The sequence below is a fragment of the Ramlibacter sp. MMS24-I3-19 genome (genome assembly GCF_050320135.1).
Classification (GTDB): domain Bacteria; phylum Pseudomonadota; class Gammaproteobacteria; order Burkholderiales; family Burkholderiaceae_C; genus Ramlibacter.
In genome coordinates this window covers 3468882-3481520 of the sequence record NZ_CP190017.1, presented here as the reverse complement: position 1 = coordinate 3481520, position 12639 = coordinate 3468882, and the positions used below count along the sequence as shown (strand labels likewise).

Below are 12639 nucleotides of genomic sequence, written 5' to 3'. Positions count from 1 at the left end.
AGGCCATCCCCTTGCCGGATGCGTCACTCATCAAGGAGTCAACATGCTGCACTACGCCGTCATCTGTCTTGTCATCGCGCTGATCGCCGCCGTGTTCGGCTTTGGCGGCATCGCCGCCAGCGCGGTCGGGATCGCGAAGATCCTCTTCTTCGTCTTCATCGTCCTGGCACTCATCGGCTTCGTGCTCGGCAATCGCAGGCCCTGAGCGGCCGCGCAGCCAGCGGCAAGCAACGGTCGCATGCGGGCAGGGTGCCCGCATGCGACGCGCGGATCAGTCGGCCTTGATCTGCTTGTCCTTCACCACCTTCGACCAGCGAGCGGTTTCGCCGGCCACGAAGGTCGAGAACTGCTCGGGGGTGCCGCCGCCGATGATGTTCCCGGGGCCCTGGATCGCCTCGACGACCACCGGATCCTTCAGCGCGCGGTTGGCCGCGTCGTTGAGCTTCGCGATGATGGCCTTGGGTGTCTTGGCCGGCGCCACGAGGCCGAACCAGTTCGACATGCTCATGTCCTTCAGTCCCAGCTCGCTCAGCGTCGGAACGTCAGGCAGCTGCGGCAGGCGCTTGTCGGTCGCGACGGCCAGCGCGCGCATCTTGTGCTCCTTGATGTGGGGCAGCACTGCGGGCGCCATGTCGAACATGAAGCTCACCTGGCCGCCGAGCAGGTCCGTGGTGGCGGGGCCGCCGCCCTTGTAGGGCACGTGCACCATCGGCACGCCCGTGGCTTCCGACAGCAGTTCGCCCGCGAGGTGGTAGGCGCCGCCCACCCCGGCGGAGGCGAAGGTGATCTTGTCCGGATGCGCCTTGCCATAGCTCACCAGGTCCTGGAAGGTCTTGAACTGCGACTTCTCGGGGACCACCATCACGAGCGGACCGCGCTCGATGAGGACGATCGGCGCCAGGTCCTTGGCCGGATCGAACGGGACCTTGGCCATCATGGCCTTGTTCACCGACAGCGGCGCGAAGTTGCCGATGCCGAACGTGTAGCCGTCCGGCGCGGCCTTGGCGATCATGTCCGTTCCGATGTTGCCGCCCGCACCCGCCTTGTTCTCGACGACGATGGGCTGGCCCAGATACCCCGTCATCTTGGCGGCCAGCATGCGGGCGCGCGTGTCGGAGCTGCCGCCGGGCGCGTAGGGAACGACGAAGGTCAGCGGCTTGTTCGGCCAGTTCGCCGTGTCCTGGGCATGCGCGCCAACGGCGGCAAGCGCCAGGAACGCCGTCGCAAGGAGGCGAGGTGCGGGGAAGGTCTTCATGGTGGGATTCCTGTTGTTCCGCTGCGTATCGTGGGCTGCCTCGCTTTCAAGTGGCTGTCGAATCGCGTCGGGGTTTACGCCAGCACAGCGCTACGAGCCCACCGCTGTGGCTCGCGTGGGCAAAGAAAAGGACCTAGCCTTGCGGCTAGGTCCTTCAGTGTTTGGCTCCCCGACCTGGGCTCGAACCAGGGACCTACGGATTAACAGTCCGGCGCTCTACCGACTGAGCTATCGGGGAATGAGCCCACGAGTATAGCGTCATTTCAGCCGCTTTCCGCACCTCTGCGGTGACGGCGTGCAAACGACGCCCTCGCGTTCAGTCGAACACGGGCGTCTCGACGCCCAGCACCTTGTGCAGCTTCGGCGACGTGGTCGTGTACTGCAGGTGGATCTTGCCCTTCTCGGGGAAGATGATCGGTGCCGCGGCGAATGCCGCCAGCGCGCACTCGTGGAAGCCCGAGAGGATCAGCTTCTTCTTGCCGGGGTAGGTGTTGATGTCGCCCACCGCGAAGATGCCGGGCACGCTGGTGGAGAACTTCTCGGTGTCCACCACGAGCTGCTTCCGCTCGATGTCCAGGCCCCAGTCGGCGATCGGGCCGAGCTTGGGCGACAGGCCGAAGAACACCAGCAGCATGTCAAGCGGCACCACGCGCGTGACGCCGTCGGAGCCGGTGACCTTGGCGCCGGTGAGTCGGCCGTCCTTCTCGTCGTAGCCGGTGACCTGGCCGACGATGAACTGCATCTCGTACTGCTCGCACAGCTCGTGCATCTTGGCGACCGACGCAGGCGCGGCCTTGAAGCCGTCGCGCCGGTGCACGAGGATCACGCTCTCGGCCTTGTTCGGGCCCTCGGCCACGAAGTTCAGCGTCCAGTCGAGCGCGGAATCGCCGCCACCCACGATGACCAGGTTCTTGCCCGCGAAGTCGGCCGGGTTGCGCACGCGGTAGTGCAGCTGCGACCCGGTGAACTTGTCCAGGCCGTCGACCTTCAGCGCGCGCGGCTCGAAGGCGCCCACGCCGGCCGCGATGAAGATGGTCTTGGTGAGGAACTGCGTGCCCTTGGACGTGGCCACGAAGAAGCGGCCGTCGTCCTGCTTCGTCACTTCGGTGACGGTCTGGCCCAGGTGGAAGGTGGCGCCGAACGGCTCGATCTGCTTGAGCAGTGCGTCGGTCAGTTCCTTGCCGGTGCACACCGGGATGGCCGGGATGTCGTAGATCGGCTTGTCCGGGTACAGCTCGATCGGCTGCCCGCCGGGGTAGGCGAGCGAATCGATCACGTGGGCCTTGATCTCCAGCAGGCCGAGCTCGAACACCTGGAACAGGCCCACGGGGCCTGCGCCCACGATGACGGCATCGGTCTCGATCGGGCCGTCATGCGCGGCGGCGGTCTTGATCACTTCTTGGCTGAGTCTGGGTTCCATTGCTTTTGTCGGTCTTCAGCGGACCAGTTCGCCGAGCTTGCCCGGCTTGTCCTTCCATTCCTCGGCATCGGGCAGCGCGGGCTTGCGCTTGGTGATGCTCTTCCAGCCCGGAGCGCGGGCCAGCTCGGCGTTGATCTTGGTGAACTGCACCTGGTCGGCGGGCACGTCTTCCTCGGCGTAGATCGCGTTCACCGGGCACTCCGGGATGCACACCGCGCAGTCGATGCACTCATCCGGGTCGATCACCAGCATGTTGGGGCCTTCCCGGAAGCAATCGACGGGGCAGACATCCACGCAGTCGGTGTACTTGCAGCGGATACATTGTTCGGTGACGACGTGGGTCATGTTGTAGGAAGGAGCGCTGGGGGAAACCCCCAATTTTAGCCAGCGGGCCACGCAGTCCACCGCGCGGTGGTGGATGGCCCTGCCGTCAACGTTCAGCGCACCAGCACGGCCCCCGAAGTCCTGTGCGTCGCGGTATCCACGAGCACCAGCGAACCGGGCACGCGGGCGCGCGCGAACGGCCGAGTGGCCAGCGGCTCCTGCAGTGCGAGTTCCACCACGCCGATGGCGTTGGGCTCCAGCTGCGAAGCCTCCTGCTCGGCCAGCGTGTGCACGTCGAGCCGGTGCACGATGCGCTTGATGCGCGCCTTCACCCAGCGGTGTCCGTGCAGCGCCCAGTAGAGGCGGCCGGCCACCAGCGGCTCGTCATCGAGCCACGCCACGGTGCCGGTGATCTCGCGCGTCGCCTCGGGTGCGTCGGCTGCGAGAAGCCAGTCGCCGCGCGAAACGTCGACCTCGCGATCGAGCACCAGGCCCGCGCTGTGGCCGGCGCCGATCGCGCGTGGCCGGCGAACGGCGTCCAGCACCTGCGCCACGACCGCGGTCTGGCCCGAAGGCATCACGCGCACGCTGTCGCCGGCCTGCACGTGGCCGGTGGCCACTCGGCCCCAGAACACCCGGCGTCCCTGCGACGTGTCGGCGGAGCCGGAGAACTTCTCGACCCACTGCACCGGGAAGGCGAGGGCCTCGTCCGTCTCGGCGTGCGTGACAGGCAGGGTCTCCAGCAACTGCAGCAGCGAAGGGCCGACATAGCCGGCCCAGCCGATGGACTGTTCGACCACGTTCAGGCCCTGCAGCGCCGACATCGGGACCACGGCGCGCGCCGTGATGCCGGCGGCCTTGCAGAACGCGGCCAGCGCGCCCGCGATGTGGCGATAGGCCAGTGCCGGATCCTCGATCGCGTCCAGCTTGTTGATGGCGAACACCACGGAGGGCACACGCAGCAGGTGCACCAGCAGCGCATGGCGGCGGGTCTGCGGCAGCAGGTCCAGGTCGGCATCGGCCCAGCGCAGCTTGGTGGCGTCGACGAGCACCACGGCGGCGTCGGCGCTGGAGGCGGCGGTCACCATGTTGCGGGTGTACTGCTCGTGGCCCGGCGCGTCGCCGATGATGAACTTGCGGGTGGGCGTGGCGAAGTAGCGGTACGCCACGTCGATCGTGATGCCCTGTTCGCGCTCGGCGGTCAGGCCGTCGGTGAGCAGCGCCAGGTCGGTGGCGCCGGCGCGCTGCACGCCCGCCAGCTGGTCCTGCAGCACGGCCTGGGTGTCCACCAGCAGGCGGCCGATCAGCGTGCTCTTGCCGTCGTCGACGGAACCGCAGGTGATGAAGCGCAGGGCAGCGCCGCGGTCGATGTCGTCGTCACGGCGGATTCCCGCTTCCAGCGTGGCGTTGGTGAGGGTTGCAACGTCCATCAGAAATACCCGTCCTTCTTGCGCTTCTCCATCGAGGCGTCGGAGGTCTTGTCGTCCATGCGGGTGGCGCCGCGCTCGCTGACGTCGGCCACCACGGTCTCGGCCACCACCTCGCTCGCATTCGAAGCCGTGCTGGCCACCGGGCAGGTGCAGGTGATGTCGCCGACGGTGCGGAAGCGCACGGTGCGCGTGACCGGCGTCTCGCCGTCACGCGGCGGGGTGAGCTCGGTCACCGGCACCAGCAGGCCCTTGCGCTCGACCACCTGGCGGCGATGCGCGTAGTAGATCGAGGGCAGCTCGATGCGCTCGCGCTCGATGTACTGCCACACGTCCAGCTCGGTCCAGTTGGAGATCGGGAACACGCGGAAATGCTCGCCCGGCTGCAGGCGCGAGTTGAACAGCGTCCACAGCTCGGGCCGCTGGGCCTTCGGCTGCCACTGCCCGAAGGTGTCGCGGTGTGAGAAGATGCGCTCCTTGGCGCGGGCCTTCTCCTCGTCGCGGCGGGCGCCGCCGATCAACGCGTCGAAGCGGAATTCCTCGATCGCCTCCAGCAGCGTCACCGACTGGTGCACGTTGCGCGACTCGCCCGGATGGGACAGGCGGACTGTGCCGCGCTTCATCGAGTCCTCGACACTGCGCACCACCAGCTCGGCGCCCAGTTGCTTCGCGCGGTAGTCGCGGAAGGCCGTCACCTCGGGGAAGTTGTGCCCGGTGTCGATCATCAGCAGGGGGTACGGCAGCCGCCCGCCGAACGCCTTCTCGGCGCACTTGAGCAGCACCAGCGAATCCTTGCCGCCCGAGAACAGCAGGGTGGGGCGCTCGAAGGCGCCGGCCACTTCGCGCAGCACGAAGATCGCCTCTTCCTCCAGCGCATCCAGGTGACGGTTGGACAGCTGCGACAGCAGCTGCGGTTCCACGCGCGCGTTCATGCGGCGACTCCCTCGTTGGTCTTGACGTGCAATCCGCACTCCTTGGCGTTCTCGTCCTCCCACCACCAGCGACCGGCGCGGAAGTCCTCGCCGAGGCTGATGGCGCGCGTGCAGGGCGCGCAGCCAATGCTGGGATAGAACTGGTCGTGCAGCGGGTGGTAGTCCATGCCGTTGCTCGCGATGTAATGCCAGACGTCGCCCCAGGTCCACTCGGCCAGCGGGTTGAACTTCGTACGCGCCTCGGTCCGATCGATCAGCGGCACCTCGGCGCGCGCGGCCGACTGCTCGCGGCGCAGGCCGGTGATCCAGGCCTTGTGGCCCTCGAGCGCACGCTGCAGCGGTTCCACCTTGCGGATGTGGCAGCAGGCCTTGCGCAGCTCGATGCTGCGGTACATCGCGTCCTTGCCTTCGCGGCCGACAAACTGGACCACGGACTCGTCCACCGGCTCGAACACGCGCACGGGCGCGCGCGAGGTCGCCTTCAGGCGATCCAGCAGTTGCAGCGTCTCGGCGTGCAGCATGCCGGTCTCGAGCACGAACACAGGGATGTCCAGCACCAGCGCGTTGATCAGGTGCGTGATCACCATGTCCTCCGCGCCGAGGCTGTTGGCCTGGGTCAGCGGCGAGAACTCGGCGGCCGCGCGGATCAGCAACTGCTGGGTGTCGGCGAGCTTGCGCTCGAAGTCCGCGGAAGCCCGCGCGTGGAGGTCGATGGCGCCCATGTCAGCTCCGGGCGAACAGCGGCTTCTGCTCGACGAGGTCGGCCTGGTAGAAGGCCGCGAAGCGGTCGAACTGGCGCTGGGCTTCGGCGACGTCCTTGCCTTCCTTGAGCACGGCGCTCGAGAAACCGGTGCGCTGCATCTGCACCAGCTGGTCGATCAGGACGTCCCCCGTGGCGCGGATGTCGCCCGTGAACTTGCGGCGGCGGCGCAGCAGGTAGGCCTGGCTGTAGGCACGGCCGTCGGTGAACTTCGGGAAGTTCAGCTCGATGCGGTCCACGCCCTCGAGCGAGAGCTCGGCGATGTCGGCGTCGTTCGCGACGGCCAGCACGCTGACGTTCGGCTCGGGCTGCACGTCGGCGGCCGGCAGGATGTCGATCAGGCGCTGCATCAGGCGACCTCCCTTTCCACGAAGCGGGCAGCGTTGGCCGCGGCCTTGAACGGGTCGTGACCCACGCGGCGCAGCGTGGCGATGAAGGTCTCGGACTTGCCGTCGCCGGCAGGCTGGCGCAGCTGGCGGTAGGCGTCGATCAGGGCCTCGATGACGCCCGGCACTTCTTCCTTCGCGAAGGACGGGCCGACGATCTTGCCCGGCGTGGCGGGGCCCGACAGGTCAGAGCCGTTGGAGCCACCCAGCGTGATCTGGTACCACTCCTTGCCGTCCTTGTCGACGCCGAGGATCCCGATGTGGCCCGCATGGTGGTGGCCGCACGAGTTGATGCAGCCCGAGAAGTTCAGGTCGATCTCGCCGATGTCGTATTCCTCGTCGAGGTCCTGGAAGCGCTCGGTGATCGCCTCGGCGATCGGCAGCGAGCGCGCGTTGGCCAGCGAGCAGAAGTCGCCGCCGGGGCAGGCGATCATGTCCGTGATCAGGCCGATGTTGGGACGCGCGAGGCCCAGCTTGCGGGCCGCTGCCCACAGCTCCGGCAGGTCGTCCTGGTGCACCCAGGGCAGCAGCAGGTTCTGCTCGTGCGTGACGCGTGCCTCGCCGGCGGAAAAACGCTCGGCCAGTTCGGCGCAGGCGTCGAACTGGTCGGCCGTGCAGTCACCGGGGTTCTGGCCCAGGCGCTTGAACGACAGCACCACGGCGCGCAGCTCGGGGTTGCGGTGCGGAAGGACGTTGCGCTGCAGCCAGCGGTCGTACAGCGGATCGGCCTCGGCGTCGGCGCGGATGATCTCGTGCACGCGCTGGTCGGCGGACGCGCGGTGCGAACGCCTGATCTCGGGCGCGACGAACTGCCCGGCCACGCGGTCCAGCTCGGCCTGCGTGATGGTGTGCGGGGCGCCGTCGATCTCGACGATCTGGCGGAATTCCTCTTCCACCTTGTCGATGTACTTCTGGCCCTCGGACTTCACGAGGATCTTGATGCGTGCCTTCCAGATGTTGTCGCGGCGGCCGTACTGGTTGTAGACGCGGATGCAGGCCTCCAGGTAGCTCAGCACGTGCTGCCACGGCACGAACTGGCGCACCACCGTGCCGATCACCGGCGTGCGACCCATGCCGCCGCCCACCAGCACCTTGAAGCCAAGCTCGCCGGCCTCGTTCTTCAGCGCCTGCAGGCTGATGTCGTACCAGCCCAGCGCGGCGCGATCTTCGGTCGCGCCATTGAGCGCGATCTTGAACTTGCGCGGCAGGAAGACGAACTCCGGATGGAGCGCCGCCCACTGCCGGATGATTTCGGCGAACGGCCGCGGATCGGCGATCTCGTCGACGGCAATGCCCGCGAGCGCCTCGGTCGTGATGTTGCGGATGGCGTTGCCGCTGGTCTGGATGCCATGCATGTTCACGCTGGCCAGCAGTTCCATCACGTCGGCGGCGCGCGTGATCGGGATCCAGTTGAACTGCACGTTGGTGCGCGTGGTGAAGTGGCCGTAGCCGTACTTCAGGTTCGTCACCACCTGGCGGTTGGTGCCGGGCACCGGCACGGGACCAGTGCGAGTTGCTTCTCCTGTGCGTCCTGCAGCAGGGCCGGATCGGGTCGGTCGAACTCGCGGGCCACCTGGCCCAGCGTGCGCAGCTGCTTGCTGGACAGTTCGCCATAGGGCACCGAGATGCGGGCCATCGGCGCGTAGCGCTGGATATACCAGCCGTTCTGCAGACGCAGCGGCCGCAACTCCTCATCGCTCAGCGTGCCGGCCTGCCAGCGCTGCAGCTGGTCGCGGAACTGGGCCGCACGCGCGCGAACGAAAGTCTTGTCGAACTCGGTGTACTGGTACATAAGGGCCGCGACTCTACGGACGCTCCTTATGGCCACCAACGATTTTCTTGTTCTCGCCTTATGCGGATATGCATATTCCGCAAGCGCGGCGCGGCGTTGCGCCGGGAAAACACGTCAGGCCGGATAAGGGCCGACAGCCCGGCAGTGGGCACTATCATCGGCTGCTGAGGATGGACCTGGCATGACGAGAACGGCTTCGGTATGGGTGATCGGCTTCGCCGATGAAGAGCGGCATTCGCTCAACACCCTGCTGCGTCTCTCGGAAGGCCGCGCGGTCACCTACGAGCTGTGGCAGGGCGGCGGCACGGCGCCCCGGCCCGACCTGGTACTGATCGACAGCCAGTCGTACGAGGCCGTGCTGGAACTCGAATCGCCCAGCAACGCCGGGCTCAAGATGGTGTGGATCGGGCCGGGCAATCCGCCGCAGGCGCGCCGCTGCTTCGACCGTCCGGTGCGCTGGGCCGAGGTGGTGCTGGCGATGGACGAGCTGATCGAGCCGCCCAGCAACGTCGATTTCGACCTCACGGCGCCGGCCTCCCTCGATCTTCTCCTCCCCGGCCGGCGCGCGCTGATCGCCAGCGCCGATCGCGACCACCGGCTCTACCTGCGGGCGCGGCTCGCCCTCGCCGACATCACGCAGGCCGACGAAGCGCAGACGCCGGCCGAGGCGCTGGAGTACGCGCGCCACAACCGCTACGACATCGCGCTGGTCGACCTGGACCTGCCCGATGCCGAGGGCTGGAAATTCGTGCGGCAGCTGGGGGCCGCCCGTCCGAAGATCACCCACCTGATCGCCACCAATGGCCGTGCGACGGCGGCCGATCGCATGCAGGCGTGGCGCGCCGGGGCGCACAACCTGCCCGGCGATCGCATCGACCCAGTCCAGCTGCACGCGCTGCTGCAGCGCGTCTAGGGCCTGTTCACCCAGCGGCGCGCTGCCGCGCCACGTCCAACGCCGACGCGAGCCGCATCGGCAGCGGCAACGGCTCGCCATGCAGGCGAGCGGCCAGCAACTCGGCCGCGAGCCACGCGAAGGTCAGGCCGCGTGAGCCCATCGCGGTGCTGACCCACAGTCCCGGCGCGAGTTCGCCCACCAGTGGCCGACGGTCCGATGAAGCACAGCGCACGCCGCACCAGGCCTGCACCGCACGATCGACAAACGCCGGCGCCAGCGCCGCAGCCACTTCGGGGGCCAGCGTTCGCAAGCGGTCCAGGTTGGCGAGCTGGTCCGCGTCGCGCGGCTCGAGCGAGGTGTCCCCGCGGCCATAAGTCGAGCCGGTGAGCCACGCGGGACCTTCCGCAAGCGGCACCGAAGGCAGGAAGTGGCCATTGCCATTCACAGGCCCTGAGGGCATCGACGTGGTGTCGTCGCGCGTGGCCCAGCTGACCTGGCCGCGTACGGGCATGAGCGCGAGGTCCGGCAGCAGGGTGCCGCTGCCAAGTGCGGCAGCCACGACGACGAGGTCGGCTTCGGCCACGAGCTGCCCGCGCACATCGAGCGCCTGCCAATGGATCCCGGTCCGCTGCATCCGCTCGATGCGGACGGACCCCCGGAACTGCACACCGGGCGTCGACAACCACGCTTGCACCAGCGCCGCTGGCTTGATCCACCCACCGGCCGAGTGCCACACACCGTCGGCTCGCGGCTCCTGCCAGGCGCGACCTTCGTCACCGAGATCCGCAGGCGCGCGTGCATCGGGGGCGCGGCGCTCGAGCACGCCGGTGAAGTCCCAATCGGTGCCTGCGCGCAGGTGCCGTGTCGCCTGCTGCAGCGTCATGCGCACGCCGGCGCGCGACAGCCGCGACAGCAGCGAATCGTCCGACGACGTGTGCGGTGCAAGCAAGCCTGCGGGCAGGCCCGAGGCTCCGGTCGCGGGCTGCGCGGCGGCGTCGAGCACCTGCACCTGCCAGCTACGCTGCGCCAGCGACGCCGCGGCAGCACTGCCTGCAAGGCCCGCACCGATGACGATGGCGCGGCCGGGGGTGAGCGGGGTTGCGACGGGATCGCCGCGGGAAGCCCATGCGGGCGCGAAGCGGCCGGCCAGGCACTCGCGCTTGGGCGAAAGGCCCGGCACCCTGTCCACCTCGAACCCGCACTGCTGCAGGTCCCGCCGCACTTGCCCGGCGACGGTCCACGTCGCGATCGCGGTGCCGCGGCGGCACAGGCGGGCAACGGCCTTGAACAACGGCAGCTCCCACATCTGCGGATTGCGTGCGGGATCGAAGCCGTCGAGGAACACCGCGTCCGCGGCGAACGCCTGCTCGGACAACATGGCGCGTGCATCGCCGATGCACAGCGTCAGCAGGACGCGGCCGCTGTCGAAGGACAGGCGATGCACGCCGGGCACGAGTCCCCACCATTGCGCGGCCAGGTCTGCCGCGAGCTCCTGCAGTTCGGGATGCGCCTGCGCGCTGCGCACCAGGTCGGCCGCTGCAACGGGGAACGCTTCGGCGGAAACGAAGTGCAGCAGGCCGGGCCGCTGCGCGTCGTCCTTCCACGCGCGCCACGCGGCGAGGAAGTTCAGGCCGAGGCCGAAGCCCGTCTCGAGGATGCGCCAGCAGCGCTGGCCCGCCCATGCCTGCGGAAGGCCGCAGCCGCCGAGGAACACGTGGCGGGCCTGCGCGAGGCCACCACTGGCGGAGCGGTAGATGTCGTCGAAGCGTGAACTGCGGGGCGTGCCCTCAGGCGACCACGCGACCGGCTCGGACACGGGGGTGGCGCGCGATCAGGAGGTGGGCGGCACGTAGCCCTGCGCGACGTCCGCGCCGGTGCCGAAGAAGTGCTGCTCCATCTGGCGCTTGAGGTACTCGCGCGCGCGCTGGTCCGCGAGGTTGAGGCGGTTCTCGTTCACCAGCATGGTCTGGTGCTTCAGCCACCCGGCCCAGGCTTCCTTGCTGACGTTCTCGTACAGGCGCTTGCCCAGCTCGCCGGGGTAGGGCGGGAAGTCGAGGCCCTCGGCGTCGCGGCCGAGCTTGATGCAATGGACGGTGCGGGCCACGAACGGCTCCTGATTAGCTTATGCGGATAAACAACTGAGAACTCGGTCGTTCCAGTTTTCGGGAAGGCCTCGAAGAATGCGCTCCACACACAACAGACGGGAGCCGATCTCCATGAGCCTTCGCCGCGACTTTATCAAGATTCCCCTGGCCCTCGCCCTCGCGGGCGGCCTGTCGAACGCTTTCGCGCAGGGTCCTGCCGTGACGTTGCTCAACGTGTCGTACGACCCGACGCGCGAGCTTTACGTCGAGTTCAACCAGGCGTTCGCGAAGGCATGGAAGGCGAAGACCGGGCAGGACGTCACGGTGAAGCAGTCGCACGGCGGCTCGGGCAAGCAGGCCCGCTCCATCATCGACGGCCTCGATGCCGACGTGGCCACGCTGGGCCTGGGCGGCGACACCGACGCGCTGGTGCAGCACGGCGGCTGGGTCAAGGAAGGCTGGCAAAAGCGCCTGCCGAACAACTCGTCCCCGTACACGTCGACCATCGTGCTCGTGGTGCGCCAGGGCAATCCCAAGGGCATCAAGGACTGGGATGACCTCGTGAAGCCGGGCGTCAGCGTGATCACGCCCAACCCGAAGACCTCGGGCGGCGCGCGCTGGAACTACCTCGCGGCGTGGGAATTCGCCAAGCGCAAGTACGGCGGCGACGCGAAGGCCAAGGAGTTCGTCGCGAAGCTGTATGGCAACGTGCCCGTGCTGGACACCGGCGCGCGCGGGTCCACCATCACCTTCGCCCAGCGCGGCCAGGGCGACGTGCTGATCGCGTGGGAGAACGAGGCCTTCCTGCTGGAGAAGGAGTTCGGCGCGAAATTCGACGTGGTCGCGCCGTCGCTGTCGATCCTGGCCGAGCCTGCTGTCGCAGTGGTCGACAGGAACGTCGACCGCAAGGGCACGCGCGCCGTCGCCGAGGCCTACCTGCAGTACCTGTACACCGAGGAAGGGCAGGACATCATCGGCAAGAACTTCTACCGTCCCGCGGTCTCGCAGAAGGCGCAGGCGAAGTACGCGAAGCAGTTCCCGAAGATCCAGCTGTTCACCATCGACCAGGGCTTCGGCGGCTGGACCAAAGCGGACAAGGAGCACTTCGCCGACGGCGGCAGCTTCGACCAGATCTACGCGCGCAGCAAGTGACCGCCGCCATGCGCCCGACCACCGACGCGGCAGGCGGGGTGCTGCGCCTCACGGCGCTGGCGTGGCGCCTGGCCCCGCCTCAGCGCGCCGCCGAGGCCGCTGTTCCGGATGAGCGAAGGGCGGGCGTGGAACTCGACCGCCGTTGCACGGGAGAGGGCCCTCCCAGGCAGGTCGGGACACTTCGACTATGAGCGGGGCCGGCCCGCGGCGCT

The 12639-nt window shown here is 68.4% G+C and carries 14 protein-coding genes and 1 tRNA gene; 3 read left to right on the top strand and 12 right to left on the bottom strand.

The window, feature by feature from the left end; translation table 11 throughout:
- The first annotated feature begins 43 nt into the window (after positions 1-43).
- The gene (locus ACPWT1_RS17280; RefSeq protein ID WP_427912377.1) at positions 44-205 is read left to right on the top strand and encodes a DUF1328 domain-containing protein; all 162 of its coding nucleotides are present in this window, start codon (positions 44-46) and stop codon (positions 203-205) included.
- A gap of 66 nt (positions 206-271) precedes the next feature.
- On the opposite strand, the gene ACPWT1_RS17275 is transcribed toward ACPWT1_RS17280, so the two are convergent.
- The 10 genes from ACPWT1_RS17275 to ACPWT1_RS17230 all read right to left on the bottom strand — a co-directional run bounded on the left by ACPWT1_RS17275 (position 272) and on the right by ACPWT1_RS17230 (position 8296).
- The gene (locus tag ACPWT1_RS17275; protein WP_427912376.1) at positions 272-1255 is read right to left on the bottom strand and encodes a Bug family tripartite tricarboxylate transporter substrate binding protein; all 984 of its coding nucleotides are present in this window, start codon (positions 1253-1255) and stop codon (positions 272-274) included.
- Positions 1256-1417: 162 nt separating this feature from the next.
- Positions 1418-1493, bottom strand: a tRNA-Asn gene (locus ACPWT1_RS17270).
- 78 nt (positions 1494-1571) lie between these two features.
- Positions 1572-2675, bottom strand: coding sequence for an NAD(P)/FAD-dependent oxidoreductase (locus ACPWT1_RS17265; protein WP_427912375.1), 1104 nt, complete (start codon positions 2673-2675; stop codon positions 1572-1574).
- Between the two features lie 15 nt (positions 2676-2690).
- Entirely contained in the window at positions 2691-3020 is a 330-nt protein-coding gene (fdxA, locus tag ACPWT1_RS17260; protein WP_427912374.1) for a ferredoxin FdxA, read from the bottom strand.
- A 92-nt stretch (positions 3021-3112) separates the two neighbouring features.
- Positions 3113-4429 (bottom strand): sulfate adenylyltransferase subunit 1, encoded by a 1317-nt coding sequence (locus ACPWT1_RS17255; RefSeq protein ID WP_427912373.1) that lies wholly within the window; start codon positions 4427-4429, stop codon positions 3113-3115.
- Positions 4429-5358 (bottom strand): sulfate adenylyltransferase subunit CysD, encoded by a 930-nt coding sequence (gene cysD / locus ACPWT1_RS17250; RefSeq protein ID WP_427912372.1) that lies wholly within the window; start codon positions 5356-5358, stop codon positions 4429-4431. The genes ACPWT1_RS17255 and cysD overlap by 1 nt, the downstream gene beginning before the upstream one ends.
- A complete protein-coding gene (locus ACPWT1_RS17245) occupies positions 5355-6080 on the bottom strand; it encodes a phosphoadenylyl-sulfate reductase (protein WP_427912371.1) in 726 nt (241 codons plus the stop codon). The genes cysD and ACPWT1_RS17245 overlap by 4 nt, the downstream gene beginning before the upstream one ends.
- 1 nt (position 6081) lies before the next feature.
- Positions 6082-6468 (bottom strand): DUF934 domain-containing protein, encoded by a 387-nt coding sequence (locus ACPWT1_RS17240; protein WP_427912370.1) that lies wholly within the window; start codon positions 6466-6468, stop codon positions 6082-6084.
- Positions 6468-8003, bottom strand: coding sequence for a nitrite/sulfite reductase (locus ACPWT1_RS17235; protein ID WP_427912369.1), 1536 nt, complete (start codon positions 8001-8003; stop codon positions 6468-6470). Before ACPWT1_RS17235 ends, ACPWT1_RS17240 begins: the two co-directional genes overlap by 1 nt.
- Positions 7970-8296, bottom strand: a complete 327-nt coding sequence (locus ACPWT1_RS17230) for a hypothetical protein (RefSeq protein ID WP_427912368.1) — start codon at positions 8294-8296, stop codon at positions 7970-7972. The genes ACPWT1_RS17235 and ACPWT1_RS17230 overlap by 34 nt, the downstream gene beginning before the upstream one ends.
- A 181-nt stretch (positions 8297-8477) precedes the next feature.
- On the opposite strand from ACPWT1_RS17230, the gene ACPWT1_RS17225 reads away from it, so the two are divergent.
- Entirely contained in the window at positions 8478-9209 is a 732-nt protein-coding gene (locus ACPWT1_RS17225; RefSeq protein WP_427912367.1) for a response regulator, read from the top strand.
- Between the two features lie 7 nt (positions 9210-9216).
- On the opposite strand, the gene mnmD is transcribed toward ACPWT1_RS17225, so the two are convergent.
- The gene (mnmD, locus tag ACPWT1_RS17220; RefSeq protein WP_427912366.1) at positions 9217-11007 is read right to left on the bottom strand and encodes a tRNA (5-methylaminomethyl-2-thiouridine)(34)-methyltransferase MnmD; all 1791 of its coding nucleotides are present in this window, start codon (positions 11005-11007) and stop codon (positions 9217-9219) included.
- Positions 11008-11022: 15 nt separating this feature from the next.
- Complete coding sequence (locus ACPWT1_RS17215; RefSeq protein ID WP_427912365.1) at positions 11023-11295, bottom strand: oxidative damage protection protein; 273 nt, start codon at positions 11293-11295, stop codon at positions 11023-11025.
- A gap of 112 nt (positions 11296-11407) precedes the next feature.
- Here ACPWT1_RS17215 and ACPWT1_RS17210 point away from each other — a divergent pair, with 112 nt between their 5' ends.
- Positions 11408-12427 (top strand): sulfate ABC transporter substrate-binding protein, encoded by a 1020-nt coding sequence (locus ACPWT1_RS17210; protein ID WP_427912364.1) that lies wholly within the window; start codon positions 11408-11410, stop codon positions 12425-12427.
- The last annotated feature ends 212 nt before the right edge of the window (positions 12428-12639 follow it).

Bases quoted from the DNA above. Each gene is read 5' to 3' on its own strand.
- ACPWT1_RS17225 (WP_427912367.1), top strand. From the start codon at position 8,478: ATGACGAGAACGGCTTCGGTATGGGTGATCGGCTTCGCCGATGAAGAG.
- ACPWT1_RS17240 (WP_427912370.1), bottom strand. From the start codon at position 6,468: ATGCAGCGCCTGATCGACATCCTGCCGGCCGCCGACGTGCAGCCCGAG.
- ACPWT1_RS17265 (WP_427912375.1), bottom strand. From the start codon at position 2,675: ATGGAACCCAGACTCAGCCAAGAAGTGATCAAGACCGCCGCCGCGCAT.
- ACPWT1_RS17255 (WP_427912373.1), bottom strand. From the start codon at position 4,429: ATGGACGTTGCAACCCTCACCAACGCCACGCTGGAAGCGGGAATCCGC.
- fdxA (WP_427912374.1), bottom strand. From the start codon at position 3,020: ATGACCCACGTCGTCACCGAACAATGTATCCGCTGCAAGTACACCGAC.
- ACPWT1_RS17245 (WP_427912371.1), bottom strand. From the start codon at position 6,080: ATGGGCGCCATCGACCTCCACGCGCGGGCTTCCGCGGACTTCGAGCGC.
- cysD (WP_427912372.1), bottom strand. From the start codon at position 5,358: ATGAACGCGCGCGTGGAACCGCAGCTGCTGTCGCAGCTGTCCAACCGT.
- ACPWT1_RS17230 (WP_427912368.1), bottom strand. From the start codon at position 8,296: ATGTACCAGTACACCGAGTTCGACAAGACTTTCGTTCGCGCGCGTGCG.
- ACPWT1_RS17210 (WP_427912364.1), top strand. From the start codon at position 11,408: ATGAGCCTTCGCCGCGACTTTATCAAGATTCCCCTGGCCCTCGCCCTC.
- ACPWT1_RS17275 (WP_427912376.1), bottom strand. From the start codon at position 1,255: ATGAAGACCTTCCCCGCACCTCGCCTCCTTGCGACGGCGTTCCTGGCG.
- ACPWT1_RS17280 (WP_427912377.1), top strand. From the start codon at position 44: ATGCTGCACTACGCCGTCATCTGTCTTGTCATCGCGCTGATCGCCGCC.